This is a genomic window from Exiguobacterium sp. SH3S3, assembly GCF_004337115.1.
GTDB lineage: Bacteria > Bacillota > Bacilli > Exiguobacteriales > Exiguobacteriaceae > Exiguobacterium > Exiguobacterium aurantiacum_A.
Genome location: NZ_SJUU01000002.1, coordinates 301166 through 318014, shown reverse-complemented (window position 1 = coordinate 318014; position 16849 = coordinate 301166). Strand labels below are relative to the sequence as shown.

20 protein-coding genes are annotated in these 16849 nt (G+C 54.3%); 10 read left to right on the top strand and 10 right to left on the bottom strand.

The window, feature by feature from the left end; all coding sequences use genetic code 11:
- Positions 1–149 precede the first annotated feature (149 nt).
- Positions 150–533, bottom strand: a complete 384-nt coding sequence (locus tag EVJ28_RS03290) for a DUF3021 family protein (protein ID WP_131488003.1) — start codon at positions 531–533, stop codon at positions 150–152.
- 158 nt (positions 534–691) lie between these two features.
- Here EVJ28_RS03290 and EVJ28_RS03285 point away from each other — a divergent pair, with 158 nt between their 5' ends.
- The gene (locus EVJ28_RS03285; RefSeq protein ID WP_016508670.1) at positions 692–877 is read left to right on the top strand and encodes a hypothetical protein; all 186 of its coding nucleotides are present in this window, start codon (positions 692–694) and stop codon (positions 875–877) included.
- A gap of 152 nt (positions 878–1029) precedes the next feature.
- Positions 1030–1671 (top strand): DUF4352 domain-containing protein, encoded by a 642-nt coding sequence (locus tag EVJ28_RS03280; protein WP_131488001.1) that lies wholly within the window; start codon positions 1030–1032, stop codon positions 1669–1671.
- A 275-nt stretch (positions 1672–1946) separates the two neighbouring features.
- Here the strand turns inward: EVJ28_RS03280 and EVJ28_RS03275 are convergent, their stop codons facing one another.
- The 9 genes from EVJ28_RS03275 to EVJ28_RS03235 all read right to left on the bottom strand — a co-directional run bounded on the left by EVJ28_RS03275 (position 1947) and on the right by EVJ28_RS03235 (position 8212).
- Positions 1947–2492 (bottom strand): DUF998 domain-containing protein, encoded by a 546-nt coding sequence (locus EVJ28_RS03275; protein WP_131487999.1) that lies wholly within the window; start codon positions 2490–2492, stop codon positions 1947–1949.
- A 1-nt stretch (position 2493) separates the two neighbouring features.
- Complete coding sequence (locus EVJ28_RS03270; RefSeq protein WP_131487997.1) at positions 2494–2991, bottom strand: DUF1572 family protein; 498 nt, start codon at positions 2989–2991, stop codon at positions 2494–2496.
- A gap of 281 nt (positions 2992–3272) precedes the next feature.
- Positions 3273–3938 carry a DUF2225 domain-containing protein gene (locus EVJ28_RS03265; RefSeq protein ID WP_131469833.1) on the bottom strand — a complete coding sequence of 222 codons (666 nt, stop codon included), beginning with the start codon at positions 3936–3938 and terminating at the stop codon, positions 3273–3275.
- Between the two features lie 8 nt (positions 3939–3946).
- Complete coding sequence (locus EVJ28_RS03260) at positions 3947–4390, bottom strand: YaaR family protein (protein ID WP_016508634.1); 444 nt, start codon at positions 4388–4390, stop codon at positions 3947–3949.
- 22 nt (positions 4391–4412) lie between these two features.
- Entirely contained in the window at positions 4413–5237 is an 825-nt protein-coding gene (locus EVJ28_RS03255; RefSeq protein WP_131487995.1) for a flagellin N-terminal helical domain-containing protein, read from the bottom strand.
- Positions 5221–5601, bottom strand: coding sequence for a flagellar export chaperone FliS (locus tag EVJ28_RS03250; protein ID WP_131487993.1), 381 nt, complete (start codon positions 5599–5601; stop codon positions 5221–5223). Before EVJ28_RS03250 ends, EVJ28_RS03255 begins: the two co-directional genes overlap by 17 nt.
- Positions 5598–5888, bottom strand: a complete 291-nt coding sequence (locus EVJ28_RS03245; protein WP_071397988.1) for an EscU/YscU/HrcU family type III secretion system export apparatus switch protein — start codon at positions 5886–5888, stop codon at positions 5598–5600. The genes EVJ28_RS03250 and EVJ28_RS03245 overlap by 4 nt, the downstream gene beginning before the upstream one ends.
- Before the next feature lie 9 nt (positions 5889–5897).
- Positions 5898–7613 carry a hypothetical protein gene (locus tag EVJ28_RS03240; protein WP_236634021.1) on the bottom strand — a complete coding sequence of 572 codons (1716 nt, stop codon included), beginning with the start codon at positions 7611–7613 and terminating at the stop codon, positions 5898–5900.
- Positions 7614–7705: 92 nt separating this feature from the next.
- Positions 7706–8212, bottom strand: a complete 507-nt coding sequence (locus EVJ28_RS03235) for a competence protein ComK (protein ID WP_236633350.1) — start codon at positions 8210–8212, stop codon at positions 7706–7708.
- 260 nt (positions 8213–8472) lie between these two features.
- On the opposite strand from EVJ28_RS03235, the gene cspD reads away from it, so the two are divergent.
- The 8 genes from cspD to ftsX all read left to right on the top strand — a co-directional run bounded on the left by cspD (position 8473) and on the right by ftsX (position 16831).
- A complete protein-coding gene (cspD, locus tag EVJ28_RS03230; protein ID WP_035386012.1) occupies positions 8473–8670 on the top strand; it encodes a cold-shock protein CspD in 198 nt (65 codons plus the stop codon).
- Between the two features lie 325 nt (positions 8671–8995).
- Positions 8996–9556, top strand: coding sequence for a ribosome hibernation-promoting factor, HPF/YfiA family (gene hpf / locus EVJ28_RS03225; protein WP_016508657.1), 561 nt, complete (start codon positions 8996–8998; stop codon positions 9554–9556).
- 141 nt (positions 9557–9697) lie between these two features.
- A complete protein-coding gene (secA, locus tag EVJ28_RS03220; RefSeq protein WP_131455794.1) occupies positions 9698–12220 on the top strand; it encodes a preprotein translocase subunit SecA in 2523 nt (840 codons plus the stop codon).
- 54 nt (positions 12221–12274) lie between these two features.
- A complete protein-coding gene (prfB, locus tag EVJ28_RS03215; RefSeq protein ID WP_131487989.1) occupies positions 12275–13375 on the top strand; it encodes a peptide chain release factor 2 in 1101 nt (366 codons plus the stop codon).
- 61 nt (positions 13376–13436) lie between these two features.
- Positions 13437–14294 carry a YitT family protein gene (locus tag EVJ28_RS03210; protein ID WP_071397984.1) on the top strand — a complete coding sequence of 286 codons (858 nt, stop codon included), beginning with the start codon at positions 13437–13439 and terminating at the stop codon, positions 14292–14294.
- Between the two features lie 107 nt (positions 14295–14401).
- Positions 14402–14737 (top strand): cytochrome c551, encoded by a 336-nt coding sequence (cccB, locus tag EVJ28_RS03205; RefSeq protein ID WP_131468772.1) that lies wholly within the window; start codon positions 14402–14404, stop codon positions 14735–14737.
- A 515-nt stretch (positions 14738–15252) separates the two neighbouring features.
- On the top strand, positions 15253–15939 hold the full coding sequence (gene ftsE / locus EVJ28_RS03200) for a cell division ATP-binding protein FtsE (RefSeq protein WP_131455800.1): 687 nt from the start codon (positions 15253–15255) through the stop codon (positions 15937–15939).
- Positions 15929–16831, top strand: coding sequence for a permease-like cell division protein FtsX (gene ftsX, locus EVJ28_RS03195; protein WP_131455802.1), 903 nt, complete (start codon positions 15929–15931; stop codon positions 16829–16831). The genes ftsE and ftsX overlap by 11 nt, the downstream gene beginning before the upstream one ends.
- Positions 16832–16849: the final 18 nt, after the last annotated feature.

The window sequence follows — 16849 nt, the reverse complement described above, 5'->3', positions numbered from 1 at the left end:
GATCCATCATGCGCAGCGCGCTCAGTTTTTGTTCGATCGTATGTCGACTTCTCGTCATAAAAAAACACTCCCCAATCAGATAAACAGATTTGTTATTTCATCTGTCTACTTATTGGGGAGCATATCAATGCCCCGGGCTCGTTTTGTATTCAGTCTATTTTGGTTGGTTTTCGGTACCTTAGCAATTTTGAGATGAAGAATGTGGCGGCAAATAAGATGAGCCCTGTCAAATTAAACTGTATGTAGACGTCGAGTAGATCTTGGAACGAGTTCAACGGATAGAAGCCGCTCAACAAGGCAGTCGGTAATACGGTCACATGCATCGCACCATAATGGGTGAGAATCTGTTTCGAGAAGCTCCAATCGTGGATTTGGTAAATGACACTCGTCAGTCCGAGGAAAAAGGCGATGACCACATAAAACAGAAAACTGCGAGCCGCGCCGTCGTTGCCATTCAAGTTCTGCCATAGGACAAGGGTGAGAAAGCCTGCAAGCAGTACACTGCCTCGAATCAATCCTGTTTTGAATAACATGCGTTCAGTCCCTTCGTGTTGTCGTTCCTACTCATACGAAAAGAGACACATAAATGTTTCAACAAATGACGAAGATGCAAACACGTCTGTTTTGTTGTAATATCGGGTAAATACCACTATACCCGTTGCTTCTGTTCTGGAAAGAGGAGGGAAACGAGATGAGTGAGAAAAAGGTCAAGCCTAAGTCATCGAAAGATCGTCGTTACTTCGTCTACGGTCCAGAAGGGGCGTACGATGAATACGTGGAACGAGACCCGAAACTCGAGGCGTACGTCGAGGACGATGCGCCGATCGAGGAGAATCCTGACCCGTATGAAGAGGAAGATTTAAAAGCTCGAGGATAAATGTCAAGACCGAACAAGGCTCAATTGCGAGCCTTGTTTTTTATTTTTCCAGGGTATAGACCTATCACTTTTTATTGCCAAGGTCAGGTGGATGAATCCGTTATGCTCGTTGTATCAACCACCACTCGTCACATCAAAAGGAGAGATTTTCAATGAACATGAAACGATACGGATTCTTATTTGCCTTACCACTCGCGCTACTTGTCGGATGCGGGGAGGTGGACGAATTGAAAACGACGGCAACCGAAACAGAAGAAGTCGCGGTAGCAGAAGAAGCGAAAGAATCTGCTGCACAAGAAGAAATGGAAACGAAAGATGAGGCTGAAGTGCAAGACAGTGAGCTCGGGACGAACACGATCTACATGAAGAACAAAGCGCTCGACATTCAAGAGACGATCGCTTCACTGACGTTTACCATCGATAAAGTGCAGACGTCACGGCTCCAAGTCGCGGAAGCGTATCGTGATTCGTTTGACGGTCAAGACGAGGTGACGGTCGTCGCCGTCAATGCCATCGTTGAAAACACGGGCGATGACACGGTCAGTTTCCACCCGAACCAAGCGACGCTCGTCACGAACACAGGGGAGCAAGTGACGGCCGACATGTGGTTCTCGGATGACGTCGGTGGCGAGTTCCTCGGCAAAGTGAAGAAGGAAGGGAACGTGCTCTTCTTCGTCAAGGCGCTGCCGGAAGAGTTGACCGAATTGAAACTTGTCGTCGATGGACCGTTCGATGCGGACTATGCGCAACTTGCAGAGGACCGTTATGAATACACGATTGATGTGACGAAATGAGCATGGCGTGCCGAGCATTGACTCGGTACGCTTTTCGCATTCGTAAAATGATTGCGTTCACGGGAATGGCCGTGAGTAAGATGTGGACCGCTTTTATAAAGAAGTGTATCGGCTGTCTGCTTCCCTATGCGAAGGAAGATTGTCTTCCTGATGATGACGGTCACTATGTTGGGTTTTTCACACTATTGAAAACCCGCTACAAACGTCGATAGCGACTGCTTGCAGCGAGCTGATTCCTGGCTGTTCACCAAACCCGAGCGACGTGAAGCGTAGCCTCATCTCTGGACGTCCGGTTTCATATAAAAGAATAACCACCAAAACGCACTGATGAACATGGCCCGCTGCAGTAGCCCCATGTAGTCCGGTGCCAGCCACATGCAAAGTGGGATGATGACGGCGATGGCGGCCAACAGAAAGCCGGCGACGCGTTGCCGGCCGTGACTCATGAACCCGTGCCCCGCCGCGAGGAGTGTGAACGTAAAACCGGTCGCATTCGCGAAGACTGAATGCACCTGGTCATGAAACAGATCGACCGGGACGCCGTCCATCAACGGCGCGTGATGAAAGATGCCGGTCAACAACAGGCTAGTCCCAAACAACGCCCCGAACACTTGGTGATAGCGGACGCGTGTGGTGAACGTGACGAGCACCGCCATGACCCCGAGAGTGATGAACGTCATGTTCATGACCCAAGCATGTGGAGAGGATTGGGCACCGAGGTGGCTCGTCGTATTGCTGACGAGCGAGTAGCCGTCAAAACTGAACAACGGGAGCACGGTCGATACGACGAGAAAAGCGAGGAAGACGAGTCGCGCCGCCATGTCAGCGCTGATGCGGCAACGGGATCGTCAACACGTTCCAGGTCTCTCCAGCGAACATCTTCGCCAAGTAGACGATCTGGCCGACGTGATAGCTGTAGTGGGAGACTTGCTTCTCGATCGCCCAGATGACGCTCTTCTCCTCGCCACGGATGAACACGGTCTTGCCGATGTCGTCCGGTGTCAGGCTCGCCAAGACGTCGTCAAGCAGTTGCCAACGCTCGTCCCACGTCGCCATGAGCTCGGTGCGGGACAACTGTTGATCCTCGAACTCGGCGTCGCGGTTCCGGTCCGGTTTCTCCCCGTCCGTCGTCAAGAAGTCGGTCCAGCGTGATAACATATTGTTCGAGATGTGTTGCACGATGACGGCGAGCGAGAGCGTGTCCGGTGCGAGGACACGGTGCAGGTCGTCATCACTTACTTGATTGAGCGCGCTTTCTGCGAGCTGTTTCTGTTCTTGGAAGATGCTGCGTACTTCTGTCACGTAACGTTGTTCAAACATGTAACGTCCTCCTTTTCATTCATATAAACAATACCCCGAAAAATCTTCGGTGAAAACAATAGTAAAATAACGAAATGCGATTTATAATGGAGTAGAACCGTGCAAGACGCCACCGCGTGATCGGTTCTTGGGTGCCCTGTTTAGGTTTTGTCGCGAGTCAGATCGCGCATATCTCCTTTCGGTTTGGGGGTTCATCCGTTAAGAGGGTCGATCGCGTTTGTCCGTGAGTGGATGAGCGCGGTTTTTTTGTATGCTAAAAGGGAAAGCCGCGGCTTTCCCTTTTAGGCGTGCTCAGCCCGGAAGTCTTCCCAATGATCCTTCGCTTGCGTCCGGATCCGTTCTGAGACTTCCTTACTGCCGAGCAAAATCCCGTACCAGCGCCGGGCGTCCTCGTACAATCCGAGGGCGGCCGACAAGTCAGCGATCCGCAACATGAGCTGATCGTACGGCAGGCCGGTCCGGATCTGGTCGGTATAGACTTCCTGTACCTCGTTGTACTTGTCGAGCGTCCGCTGCATCCATTCCTTCTCGGCCGCCCCGTTCCCGATCAAGCGATTCATCCAGACGAGACGCATCCCGAGCATGGCGACGACGGACGGTTTCTGTCCGCTCAGCTGCGCCGTCATGACGGCGAACTTGTACAGTTGGATGACGTGTTCAGGCGTGCGGTCACCTTCGAGCGTCTCCGGGTTGATCCGTGACAAATAGTTCGTCTCGAGCGCCTCGCGGTTATTTTTGCGGACTTTATCGAACGAGTCGTGGAAGACGAGGTGGCAATGGCTGCAGACGGCTGGCTCATACAAGTACGGGTTCTCGCCGTCATACGTCGTATAGCCGTCCTTCGCAACTTCTTGCGGCCGGATGTGGCGCGACAAGATGCGCGGTGTCACGCTTTCCTTCAAACAGTACGGACATTTCACTTTTTTCGAAAACAAATGTTCAGCCATACGTCACCTCATACGTAGACGTTGACGAGAAGTCCGCGGATCTCACCGACTTGGTCGAGGAGCGACAGACGTGACGCTTCCCCCGAGATGACCTGGTCCGTCAGTGCGAGCAGTTTCTGGTCGACCTGCTCGACGATCTTATAGATCTTGGCTCGGCCCCGGCGGTTGAACCCGCGTTTGTCTTCGAGGCTGAGCGCCGCGTCAACGGCGTCTTTCATAAAGTCTTTGATCAATCGTTTATATTCGGTGAGCGACTCGACCGTCTGGCTCTCGGCGAGGAGCTCACCTTGATCGTGAATGGCCGCGATTTGGCGCTGGAAGCGCTCGTATTCGCGATCTTCCCGTTTTTGTCCAATCACGTTCTGGAACGAGACGCCGGGTTCCGCGTCAGGACGCTTGGCTTTGCCCGCGCCGTGAAGCGACTGGGTCTCCATAATTCGACGAATGTCCATCAGGCCTCGTCCTTTCTGTAAGTTAGTTCAATAATTGTAACACGCCTTGCGGCAACGCGTTCGACTGGGCGATCATCGCCATGCCGGACTGGTTCAAGATGTTGAGGCGGGCGAAGTCCATCATCTCGCGGGCCATGTCGGCGTCGCGGATGCGTGACTCAGACGCGGTCAAGTTCTCTGAACCGATCGTGACGACACCGATGTTCGCTTCTAAACGGTTTTGGATAGCCCCGAGCTTCGAGCGTTCGAGGGAGACGTCGTTGATCGCTTTATCGAACTTGGCGATGGCGTCGCTCGCACCGGCTTGCGTCATGACGTCGAGCCCGTCGATGCCGAGCGCTTCCGCGCGCATATCGGCGACGTTCAAGACGACGCCTTCACCGCTGCCGGCCCCGAGTTGGAAGAAGAGTGTCTCGTACCCCTCGATATAGTCACCGTTCATGATCTTCTTCGAGTTGAACTCGGTCGTCTCGGCGATGCGGGATACTTCTTCTGTCAGCGCGTTGATCTCTTCTTGGATCGCTTTCGTGTCGTCCGGGCTCAACGTCCCGTTCGCAGCTTGGACCGACAGTTCGCGCATGCGCTGTAGGAGCGAGTGCGTCTCGTTCATGCCGCCTTCGAGCGTCTGCGTGAGCGAGATGCCGTCGAGCGTGTTGCGCTCGGCCATCGACAACGAGTCGAGGCGCATCCGCATCTTCTCAGAGATGGCGAGCCCGGCCGCGTCGTCCGAAGCTTTGTTGATGCGGACGCCGCTCGAGAGGCGGTCCATCGTCTTCTTCATCGTCGTCTGGTTGAGCGACAGCGACGTATAGGCTTTCAACGCTTGAATGTTATTGGTAATTTTCATAACGGTTTCCTCCTACGTGTGCGGGTTGGAGCCGGGCCTTTTCGATGGCCTCGTCCCACGTCATCTCTAAGTCGGTCGCGAGCGCGTGGAGCTCTTCGATTTTACCTAAGTCTTGTTCGATCAGCGCCTCGAGGCTGCCTTTCGCCATATACAAATACACTTCCTCGAGCTGGGCCGAGATGATGCCGCCGCCGTCATGAAGTCCTTGGTACAGTTTAGCGAGCAGTTCGCGCGCTTGGCGCAGATGACGGTTGCGCTCGGCGATCGTCGCGGTCAGCGCGGTCTCGTAATGGTAGGTGAGCGCGTGGAGCATCGCTTGCGTCAACTCCTCCGGGCTCATTTCATATAATCGGTTCGAATTCATGATTGTTCTCCTTTGATCGAGTCAAGTTCTTCTATTAAAAGCAGCACTTCGGCCATGACGTCATATAGTTCCGGCGGGATGGCATCCCCGAGGTCAAGGTCGAGCAGGTGGCCGAGGAGCGAATGGTCGTGCTCGATGGCCACACCGCGCGAGCGTGCCTCTTCCAAAATCTTGTCGGCGACGGCACCTGTGCCGCGGGCAACGATGATCGGGGCCCGGTCGGTCGTCTCGTCATAACGGACGACGGCGGCCGTCTTGCGTTTCGTCAAATCCATGCGTTGATACATAAGGGCCTCCTAGATTCTAAAGTCATAGCCGGTCGTCGGCGTGCGCTCTGGTTCGACTTCGACTTTCTCGGCTTTCGTCAGCGGGCGGAACTGGGTCGTCACGCTCCGGTAGCCGATCGCTTCGAGCGTCGTCTCGATCTTGCCGAGCAGCGGCCGAGCGATCCGTTCGACCGTCGGGTCATCATGTTCGAGTGTGAGCCGGAGGTTGCGGTCGAGTGCTTCGACTTTCACGCCGATCTCGCCTAAGCGAGGTGTCTCGAGCCGGATGTAGAGGACACTGTTCTCCCAATCGACGACGTCGCCGGCTTCCCGGTTTTGGATGTGGACGTGGATGCCGGTATCGATCTCCTGGACTTTCGCCGGCAGGGCGAGCAGGAGCTGATGGAGCTGCCCGCCGTCGAGCCGGTTGATCGTCTGTTGGACTTGGAAGAACGAGGCGAGGCGCGCCGCTTCCGGAGATGCCGCTTCGGAACGAACCGATAAGGCTGACGCCTGAACGGCTTGCGACGTTTGTGCTTGCGCCTGTTGTGAAGCGGTCTGGACGCGCTGCGCCGTCTCTTGGACGTGGCGGCCTGACAGGTTGGCGTCAAGGCGGAGCGGTGTCACGTGGACCTCACCAGCACGAGTGGCGCCATGCGGGATGTATTCGACGCGGACCTGGTTCGGCACGTAGCGGAACTCGTTCAACGCCGTGCGCACGTCTTTAATGAGGGCGGCACTCTCGGCAGGCTTCGTCGACAACAGTGACAAGGCGACGTCGAGCTTCGCCGTCATCGCGACGAGTGCTTTCTCTTGCCTAGCGTCGGTATGTAACAAGGCGTCCGTCTTTTGGATGAGCTGCGTCAGACGCGTCCCGACCGTCTCTAAGGCAGGGCGGGCCAAATGCGGCTTCGATTCGACGAGGGCCGCGACTTGTCCGAGCTGTTTCGTCACGGTCGCCTGTTCTGCGCGGAACGTGTTCGTCACGGCAGCGAGATGCGTCGTCACTTCCTTGACCACGACTTGACGTCCGCCTACGGGTGGCAAGGCTTCCCTCGGTTCGGGGCGGGCGGGTGGTGCGGCCGGGAGTTCTTTGATCAGCCGGTCGACCGTCTCCGGTGTCGGTGTGACCCGTTCTGTGGCCGGACGCGACAAGTTGACGAGTTCGACGTAACGCTCTTTTTGCGGGTACGGTGCGTCCGGTGCCGGTACCTTCAGTTGACGTTTCGCTTCATCTAATGAAGCGACCGCGATGTCACGGGCGACGTCCGGTTTGACGACGGGGGCGTCCATCGTGCGCAAGAACAAGACGGCATCGCGCATGTCACCTTTGAAGACGGTCTCGAGCAAGCGGACCGTGTCCTCGTTCAGCGGCAGGCGTCCCGATTGGATCAAGCGGCTGACGGCGCTCCGTACCTCGGGCGGGAGCGATGCGAGCAGCGCTTGGATTTTCGTATCGACTTTCGTCTCAGATTTCGTCCCTTGCGCCGGTGCGTCCGCCGTCTCCGTTTCCGGTTTGACGACGACGGTCCCGAGCAACACCCCGTCCTCTTCGACGAGCGTCAGTTGGAACGGGTTCGTCTTCGGTAGCCCGTCCTTGAACGTGACCTCGACTTGTTCGCCGCCGACCTTGACGATGGCCGTGTCAGGACCGGTCTGCTTGACGATTTCAGCTTTATAGACGCGGTTCATCTGGACACCCGCGTTCGCGGCTACGGTTGTAGCGAGTTGCGCTTGGATTTGCATAGTTGTCACCTCGACCAATATATCGACCTCTTTTTCAAAAAGTGAAGCAAAATCCCCATAAAAAAACCTCCCGTCAAACGACGGAAGGCAGGTCAAGATTCGAGCGCAGGGCTCATGTTCAGTTGTTGGAACCGGGCGACCAATTCGCCGGTCGCTTTGATCTGGTTTTTTAAGACGTACGCGGTCGCGTTCGTCTGGATGCGGTGACCGTCTTTCGTGACGATCACGCCGTTCGGGGCACCCTCGACAGTCACGATGTCCCGAATGTGGGACCAGGCGTACCATTCGCAATCTTCACGTTTCGGTGATTTCGTCGGGAAGAAGACGAGTCCCGTCGTCGGTTCGATGACGACCGGCACTTTGCCTTTGACCCCGGCGACGCGTTTGGCGACGAAGATCCGTTCCTCGATCGAGCTGTTGTACTGGCGGCAAGAGAGCTGCAGCAACTGGTACGGCCGGAGCGGGGTCGAGATCTCGCTGCCGTCCTCGAGAATGATCCGCGATTGCTTCATCATGTCAAAGCAAGGCAAGATCGCCACGGTTCGCTTCGTGATGCGATATTTTTCCTCGGAATAGTAGGGGCGCATACGCTGCACCATCCTCCTCGTATTAGATTTTCAGGATCGGCCGATATTCAAAAAAGCACAAACCTAAATCATCTCTTCCATGATATATCACAAAAAATGTAAATTCAATAAGCCAATATGAAAAGTAGGGAAATATAATTCCAATGTAAGCCAAAAGACGATTCATTTACAAAAAAGTAAAAAATGTTTGTATCGTGACCGATAAGGTGGTAATATAGCAATTAGAGGGAAAGCCTCTGTATTCTTCAATGGTGAAAGGAATGGATTTGCACATGGTAGGTAAAGTAAAATGGTTTAACTCAGAAAAAGGTTTTGGTTTCATCGAGGTAGAAGGCGGCAAAGACGTTTTCGTACACTTCTCAGCAATCCAAACTGACGGCTACAAAGCTCTTGACGAAGGTCAAGAAGTTGAGTTTGAAATCGTAGATGGCGAACGCGGCCCACAAGCGGCTAACGTTGTAAAATTATAATTTCAAACCGTGAACCGGCTTCCTCGTGAAGTCGGTTTTTTGTTTTGTCTACATAGTATTTTTCTCTTAAGAAAACGAGTTTAAAAACGGCGATAACGGGTAACTTCTTTTTATACAACCGATTCGATTGCAGGCGTGAGCATCGGAACAAAATTGTCATTATTTTCTGATGATAACGTTTTCAAATAAACTGAATTCGGGGTATACTATATATGAGCCACCCGCTTCCGCTTTCTTTTTAAGATCTTTTTAAGAAATGAGGCAGGAGATTCGGTCCAAAATGACGAATCATTGGTTCAAGCGGTTATTTTAAGGAGGAGTTCAGATGATTTATAACATTCGCGGCGAAAACATTGAAGTCACACCAGCCATCAAAGACTATGTCGAGAAAAAGCTGGAGAAGTTGACTCGGTATTTCACAACTCCTACGGATGCACAGACGGCTTACGTCAACTTGAAAGTGTACAACGAAAAGCAAAAAGTAGAAGTGACGATCCCGATGACGAACTTATTGCTTCGCGCTGAGGAAACCAACCTCGATATGTACGCGGCAATCGACCTCGTCGTCGACAAATTGGAACGTCAAATCCGTAAACACAAAACAAAGCTCAACCGTAAAGGACGCGCCAAAGAAGGCGGGATCGGCGAGTATTTCAAATCACTCGAAGGTTCTGAAGACATTCCTGCGTACGATGAGGACGAGGCAGAACTCGAACTCGTGCGGACGAAGCGATTCACGCTCAAGCCGATGGACACGGAAGAAGCGATCCTTCAAATGGACATGCTCGGTCACAGTTTCTTCGTCTTCTCAGACGCGGAGACCGGGAACACGAACGTCGTCTATCGTCGTAAAGACGGTAAATACGGCTTGATCGAACCTGAATAATCTAACTTTGAATTCACACGGCCCTCCGACTTGGAGGGCCGTTTCGTTTTGCCTTTCCTTGAAAGCGTGGGTCACTTCGGTTAAACTGTACATTAGGGAAAAAACATGCATTTTTGACTGAGTGCAGAGGAGATAAAACGTATGGCGAACTTTTTGAAAGATTTATTTGCTCCACAGAAACGAGTATTGAAAAAAGCAGAAAAAGCGGCCGACTTAGTCGAGTCATTCGCTGAGCCGACGAAGGCGTTGTCTGACGAAGCACTTCAGGCGAAGTCTGTCGAATTCCGTGAGCGTCTGGATAAAGGGGAAACGCTTGACGATATCCTTCCGGAAGCGTTCGCGGTCTGTCGCGAGGCGTCAGAACGCGTGCTCGGCATGCGTCACTACCGCGTCCAGCTCATCGGGGGCTATGTGCTCCATAACGGCGACATCGCCGAGATGAAGACCGGTGAAGGGAAGACGCTCGTCGCGACGCTCCCGGTTTACTTGAACGCCCTGACTGGCCGTGGCGTACACGTCGTGACGGTCAACGAATATTTGGCGAAACGTGATAAAGAACTCATGGAACCGCTCTACTTCGCGCTCGGCCTCTCGGTCGGACTGAACGTCTCGAACATGGACCGCGTCGAGAAGCAGGCGGCGTACAACTGTGACATCACGTACTCGACGAACAACGAACTCGGGTTCGACTACTTGCGTGACAACATGGTCCTTTATAAGGAAGACCGTGTTCAGCGTGAGCTCTACTACACGATCGTCGATGAAGTCGACTCGATCCTCGTCGATGAGGCGCGGACCCCGCTCATCATCTCAGGGTCGGCCCAAAAATCGACCGAATTGTACACACGTGCCGACGCGTTCGTCCGGACGCTCAAGCTCGAAGACGACTACACGGTCGACGTGAAGACGAAATCGGTGTTACTCACGGACAAAGGGGTCGACCTCGCCGAGAAGTTCTTCGGCATCGACAACTTGTTCGCGATCGAGCACGTCTCGGTCAACCACCACGTCGGGCTCGCATTGCGTGCGAACGCCGTCATGCATCATGACGTCGACTATATGATCCGCGACGGCCAAGTCATGATCATCGACCAGTTCACAGGTCGGGTCATGGACGGACGCCGCTACTCGGAAGGTCTGCACCAGGCGATCGAGGCGAAAGAAGGCGTCGAGATTCAACGGGAATCGATGACGCTCGCGACGATCACGTACCAAAACTACTTCCGGATGTATGAGAAGCTGGCCGGGATGACCGGTACGGCGAAGACGGAGGAAGAAGAGTTCCGTAACATCTACAACATGCAAGTCGTCACGATCCCGACGAACAAGCCGATCGTGCGTGAAGACGGTTCCGACCTCATCTTCAAGTCGATGGAAGGCAAGTTCAAAGCCGTCGTCGAAGAGATCGCTTCGGCGCACGCGACCGGACAACCGGTCCTCGTCGGTACGGTCGCCGTCGAGACGTCTGAGTATTTGAGCAAGCTGCTCACGAAGAAGAAGATCAAACACGAAGTCTTGAACGCGAAAAACCACGCCCGTGAAGCCGAAATCGTCGAGAACGCCGGACAAAAAGGTTCGGTCACAATCGCGACGAACATGGCTGGACGCGGAACCGACATCAAGCTCGGCGAAGGTGTCATCGGGCTCGGCGGTCTTTACATCGTCGGTACCGAGCGCCACGAGTCGCGTCGGATCGACAACCAGCTCCGCGGTCGGGCCGGGCGTCAAGGCGACCCGGGTAAATCGCAGTTCTACTTGTCACTCGAAGATGAGCTCATGCGCCGCTTCGGGACCGACAGCCTCCAGAGCATGATGGAGCGCCTCGGCATGGACGACACGCAACCGATCGAGAGCCGCATGGTCTCGAAAGCGGTCGAGTCGGCCCAAAAACGTGTCGAAGGCAATAACTATGATGCCCGTAAACAGTTGCTCGGTTACGACAACGTCATGGCCGACCAACGGAAAGTCATGTATAAAGACCGGGCCAGCATCCTCGAGAACGAATCGGTCACCGATATCGTCCGCTCGATGATCCGTGAGACGGTCGAGATGGGCGTCGCGCAATACACGCCGCTCGAACTCGTGCCGGAAGAATGGAACATCGACGAGCTGGCGCACTGGGCCAACCAGACGCTCGCCCTCGAGAACGCGGTCGCCGGGAAAGACTTCTACGGCAAAGAACGCGAGGAGATCACTGAGCTGTTGCTTGAGCGGACGAACGCCCAATATGAGGCGAAACGTCAACTCGCACCGCCGGAACGGTTCAACGAGTTCGAGAAGATCATCGTGCTCCGTGCCGTCGATTCGCACTGGATGGCGCACATCGACCATATGGACCAGCTTCGTCAAGGTATCCACTTGCGTGCTTACGGACAGAACGACCCGCTCCGTGAGTATCAGGCGGAAGGCGTCAGCATGTTTGACGCGATGAACGCGGCCATCTCGGAAGAAGTGACCGGCTTCGTGCTCCGTGCCGAGGTCGGCGACAACCTCCGACGCGAGAAAGTCGTCGAGGAGGAAGTGGCGGTGTCTGGCAAGGACGACGCACCGGTGAAGAAAAAACCGGTCCGCCGTTCAGAAGACCAACGCCTCGGGCGCAACGACCCGTGCTGGTGTGGTTCAGGCAAGAAGTTTAAAAACTGTCACGGCAAACAACAAGCTTAATTTTTGAAGAGGCGAGCCTGCTCGCCTCTTTCCTACGGAAAGGTGAATCTCACTATGGAAATTTCAGATATTCGGAACGAACTCGAGGCGATGGCAAAACGCCTCGAAAATTACAGACAATCGCTCAACTTAACGGAGAAACAGGCGCGCATCGCCGAGCTCGAGAACGAGATGACGTACCCAGACTTCTGGGACAGCCAAGAGAAGGCACAAAAAGTCATCGACGAGTCGAACGCGCTCAAAGCGATGGTCGACAAGTATCAAGAGCTCGCGGACGGTCACGAGGACGGCGAAGTTACGCTCGAACTCATCAAGGAAGAACCGGACGCCGAGATGCAAGGTGATCTCTCAGAGATGGTCATGGCGCTCAAGGCCGACTTCGACGCGTTCGAACTCGAGATCCTCTTGAACGGACCGTATGACACGAACAACGCCATCCTCGAGCTGCACCCGGGTGCGGGCGGTACCGAGTCGCAAGACTGGGCCTCGATGCTCCTCCGCATGTATCAGCGTTTCGCGGACAAACAAGGTTGGAAAGTCGAGACGGTCGACTACCTCGCGGGCGAGGAGGCCGGCGTCAAGTCGGTCACGCTCCGCATCGTCGGGCATAACGCCTACGGCTACTTGAAAGCGGAGAAAGGGATCCACCGCTTGGTCCGGATCTCGCCATTCGACTCGTCAGGCCGCCGCCATACGTCGTTCGTCTCGTGCGACGTCATGCCGGAATTCGATGACGATATCGAAATCGATATCAGAACCGAAGACCTCCGCATCGACACGTACCGCGCCTCGGGCGCCGGCGGTCAGCACATCAACACGACCGACTCGGCCGTCCGGATCACGCACGTGCCGACGGGTGTCGTCGTCGCATGTCAGGCCGAGCGTTCGCAGATCAAGAACCGTGAAGCGGCGATGAAGATGCTCAAGGCGAAACTGTACCAGCGCGAACTCGATGAGCAGCAACGCAAGCTCGACGAGATCCGCGGTGAGAAGACAGACATCGGCTGGGGCAGCCAGATCCGTTCATACGTCTTCCACCCGTATGCGATGGTCAAAGACCACCGCACGAGTTATGAAGTCGGGAACACGAGCGGCGTCATGGATGGAGACATCATGGGCTTCATCGACGCTTACCTCCGTAAGACAAATATGTGATGCATGTGGCTCAAAGACGTCCGTCTTTGGGCCACGTTGTATGTAGAGGAGAATTTCTTTAATGAAGCAAATCGTCAAAGACTATATTTACTTATTGACCGGTTCCGTGTTCGTCGCCTCGGCGTTCAGTCTGTTCCTGTTCCCGAACAACATCGCCTCGGGCGGCGTCAGTGGGATCTCGATCATCACGTACGAGCTGTTCGGCATCTCGCCGGGGGCGTTCCAGCTCGTCTCGAACGTGTTGCTCCTCCTCGTCGGCTGGATGATCCTCGGGCTCGGCTTCGGCGTCAAATCGCTCGTCGGCTCGATCTTCTTACCAGGTGTGATCTTGTTTTATGAAGCGATCGGTGCGGGCGCGGCGGTCGACGATACGTTGCTCGCGGCCGTGTTCGGCGGCGTCGGTGTCGGGATCGGCCTCGGACTCATTTTCCGTGGCCGGGCCTCGACCGGTGGGATGGACTTACTCGCCCAGATCCTACATAAGTTCACCCACATCCCGCTCTATCTCTGTATCGCCATCCTCGACGGGACCGTCGTGGTCGTCGCGGCCGTCACGTTCTCGTTCACGACGGGACTGTACGCGCTGATCGCCTTGTACATCACGATCAAGATGATCGACTTCGTCCAGCTCGGCTTCACGCAAGACAAGATGGCGTATGTCATCTCGGACAAGCGTGACGTCATCACGCGCGCCGTCTTCGACGAGCTCGACCGGGGCGCGACCGAGATCCAGGCGATCGGCGCCTATTCGCGTCTCGACCGGCCGATGCTCCTCGTCGTCGTCCGTCAGAACGAGGTGAGCCGGTTGAGAGACCTGATCCGCCGCATCGACCCCGACGCGTTCCTCATCTTCAGCGAGGCGCACGAGGTGATGGGCCAAGGTTTCACCTCAGATAAACGGTATAGCAACGTCCCGTGAGATGTGGAATCTTTGTGTACTTTTCGTGAGATTAGGTTAAAGGCCTTGTCAAAACGGTTATAATGGATAATGTAGGCAATTTCTACAACTTAGGAGGGGAACCCTATATGAAGAAGTGGATGATGGCCATCGGCCTCGGCGCCATGCTCACGCTCGGTGCGTGCGGCGGCGGCGATGAAGAAGAAACGACAAGCAATGGGGATACGGGCTCGAACACGGCTTCGGTCGACGCGGAAGCGGTATACGCCCAAAACTGTGCAGCCTGTCACGGCGCGAACTTGGAAGGCATGAGCGGTCCGGCATTGACGGACGTCGGTGCCCGCCTCTCAGCTGAAGATATCGAGAACATTATTCGAAACGGACAAGGCACGATGCCTGCGAACGTGATCGAGGACGACGAAGAGATCACAGCGGTCGCGGCTTGGCTCGCCGACAAGAAATAAGGATCAAGACCACGGGATAACCGTGGTTTTTTGCATTCCGTGGTTTGGATTGGTCGCCGTTCATCGGTGCGTTCGTCCTGTTGCTGTCGGCGCCATGACGACGAACGTTGGCATGTGGTATTTTGCGATGTTGTTCGACGCGTTGAAAAAACGTCCGACCGATAAACGGAACGATTGAACATAGGCACTCGCCCCGGCGAGTGCCTATTTGAATGTGCGTTTCACCAAATGTGACTGCAACGTGAAACGGACGTTCAATCCAACAATTTCCCACCGAACTCAATCGAACTGAAACAATCCTGTAATGGTTATTTAAAATTCTGGTTGTTATAATTGTAGGCGCTCCTACTACTGAATCTGATGAATCTTGACCCGTTAAGAAACTTGGACGGTGCCTTGACAGAATCACTAGTTATCGTGTAGAACTGAGGCTAGGCGAAAATATTCACTTACTAAACAACTATACACTCGTCATAGATGCATGAAAAATTTATAAAAAGGGTAGGGAATACGTTATGATCTCGATGCAAAAAGTTAGTAAAGTATATCCAAACGGTGTCGTCGCAGTCGACGACCTCGATTTGAAGATCGAAGACGGCGAATTTTTATACGTCGTCGGACCATCCGGCGCCGGGAAATCGACGTTCATGAAAATGATTTATCGGGAGGAGAAGCCGTCGAACGGTCAACTGTTGATCGATGGGATCGACGTCGGGAAATTAAAAAACCGTCACGTCCCGAAACTACGCCGCCAGCTCGGCGTCATCTTCCAAGATTATAAGCTGCTCCCTTCATTGACGGTGTATGAGAACGTCGCGTTCGCCCTCGAAGTCGTTCAGGCCGACACAGGTACGATGCGTAAGCAAGTCATGGACGTCTTGAACTTAGTCGGACTTAAACATAAGGCACGTAACTATCCGGACGAACTGTCGGGTGGCGAACAGCAACGTGTCTCGATCGCCCGCGCCATCGTAAACAAGCCGAAGCTCATCATCGCCGACGAGCCGACCGGCAACTTAGACCCGGATACGGCATGGGGCATCATGGAAGTATTCCAAGAGATCCATCGCCGCGGGGCGACGATCGTCATGGCGACACATAACCGTGACATCGTCGATAAGATCCGTCATCGCGTCATCGCGATCGAAAATGGCAAAGTCGTCCGCGATGAAGAGAAAGGAGCATATGGCTATGATATTTAAAAGTGGGCTACGCCATTTACGCGAAGGGTTCAAAGGGACGCTTCGCAACGGTTGGATGTCGTTTGCGGCCATCAGTGCCGTCACCATCACCTTGTTACTCGTCGGCGTCTTCGCCCTCGTCATGTTCAATGTCAACGAGATCTCAGAGAACGTCGAGAACGACGTCGAGATCCAAGTGTTCGTCACACGGACAGCGGAGGAAGCGAACGTCGAGAAGCTAGGCGAGAACTTAGAACAGATCCCGGGCGTCGCCTCGGTGACGTTCAGCTCGAAAGAGGAGGAACTCGAAAACTTCCGCAACCAGCTCGGGGAAGACGCCAACGCGTATGGAACGGTCGAGAAAGACAACCCGCTCCATGACCGCTACATCGTCAAAGCATCAGACCCGCTTAACACGGAGACGGTCGCCGACGCGGTCCAGTCACTCGAAAACGTCGATAAGGTCACGTACGGTCAGGACTATATCGATAAGATGTTCGCCTTCTTCAACGGGATCCGCATCGGTGGACTCGTGTTGATCGTCGGACTCACGCTCATGGCGATGTTCCTCATCTCGAACACGATCAAGATGACGATCTTCTCACGCCGTCGCGAAATCGAGATCATGCGTCTCGTCGGAGCGAAAAACAGCTTTATCCGCTGGCCATTCTTCATCGAGGGACTTCTGCTCGGTGTGCTCGGCGCGCTCATCCCGATCGCGGTCATTTATTTCGGCTATGACGTCGCATATGGTGCTTTACAACCATCGCTAGATCAACTGAATAGTGATATATTTAAATTGATCGATCCATCGGTACTCACGACGCAAGTCTCGCTCGTCTTGCTTGCGCTCGGTGCGTTCATCGGGATCTGGGGATCGACGACATCGCTCGGTCGATTCTTAAAAGTTTAATTTAAATAGGAGGAGGAA

What these genes read in the sequence shown, in the direction of transcription:
- cccB (WP_131468772.1), top strand. Translation starts at nt 14,402, where the DNA reads ATGAAGAAGTGGATGATGGCCATCGGCCTCGGCGCCATGCTCACGCTC.
- EVJ28_RS03290 (WP_131488003.1), bottom strand. Translation starts at nt 533, where the DNA reads ATGTTATTCAAAACAGGATTGATTCGAGGCAGTGTACTGCTTGCAGGC.
- EVJ28_RS03265 (WP_131469833.1), bottom strand. Translation starts at nt 3,938, where the DNA reads ATGGCTGAACATTTGTTTTCGAAAAAAGTGAAATGTCCGTACTGTTTG.
- EVJ28_RS03275 (WP_131487999.1), bottom strand. Translation starts at nt 2,492, where the DNA reads ATGGCGGCGCGACTCGTCTTCCTCGCTTTTCTCGTCGTATCGACCGTG.
- EVJ28_RS03245 (WP_071397988.1), bottom strand. Translation starts at nt 5,888, where the DNA reads ATGTATCAACGCATGGATTTGACGAAACGCAAGACGGCCGCCGTCGTC.
- EVJ28_RS03285 (WP_016508670.1), top strand. Translation starts at nt 692, where the DNA reads ATGAGTGAGAAAAAGGTCAAGCCTAAGTCATCGAAAGATCGTCGTTAC.
- EVJ28_RS03250 (WP_131487993.1), bottom strand. Translation starts at nt 5,601, where the DNA reads ATGAATTCGAACCGATTATATGAAATGAGCCCGGAGGAGTTGACGCAA.
- EVJ28_RS03270 (WP_131487997.1), bottom strand. Translation starts at nt 2,991, where the DNA reads ATGTTTGAACAACGTTACGTGACAGAAGTACGCAGCATCTTCCAAGAA.
- prfB (WP_131487989.1), top strand. Translation starts at nt 12,275, where the DNA reads ATGGAAATTTCAGATATTCGGAACGAACTCGAGGCGATGGCAAAACGC.
- EVJ28_RS03210 (WP_071397984.1), top strand. Translation starts at nt 13,437, where the DNA reads ATGAAGCAAATCGTCAAAGACTATATTTACTTATTGACCGGTTCCGTG.
- EVJ28_RS03255 (WP_131487995.1), bottom strand. Translation starts at nt 5,237, where the DNA reads ATGAAAATTACCAATAACATTCAAGCGTTGAAAGCCTATACGTCGCTG.
- EVJ28_RS03280 (WP_131488001.1), top strand. Translation starts at nt 1,030, where the DNA reads ATGAACATGAAACGATACGGATTCTTATTTGCCTTACCACTCGCGCTA.
- secA (WP_131455794.1), top strand. Translation starts at nt 9,698, where the DNA reads ATGGCGAACTTTTTGAAAGATTTATTTGCTCCACAGAAACGAGTATTG.
- EVJ28_RS03260 (WP_016508634.1), bottom strand. Translation starts at nt 4,390, where the DNA reads ATGGACATTCGTCGAATTATGGAGACCCAGTCGCTTCACGGCGCGGGC.
- cspD (WP_035386012.1), top strand. Translation starts at nt 8,473, where the DNA reads ATGGTAGGTAAAGTAAAATGGTTTAACTCAGAAAAAGGTTTTGGTTTC.
- EVJ28_RS03240 (WP_236634021.1), bottom strand. Translation starts at nt 7,613, where the DNA reads ATGCAAATCCAAGCGCAACTCGCTACAACCGTAGCCGCGAACGCGGGT.
- ftsE (WP_131455800.1), top strand. Translation starts at nt 15,253, where the DNA reads ATGATCTCGATGCAAAAAGTTAGTAAAGTATATCCAAACGGTGTCGTC.
- hpf (WP_016508657.1), top strand. Translation starts at nt 8,996, where the DNA reads ATGATTTATAACATTCGCGGCGAAAACATTGAAGTCACACCAGCCATC.
- EVJ28_RS03235 (WP_236633350.1), bottom strand. Translation starts at nt 8,212, where the DNA reads ATGGTGCAGCGTATGCGCCCCTACTATTCCGAGGAAAAATATCGCATC.
- ftsX (WP_131455802.1), top strand. Translation starts at nt 15,929, where the DNA reads ATGATATTTAAAAGTGGGCTACGCCATTTACGCGAAGGGTTCAAAGGG.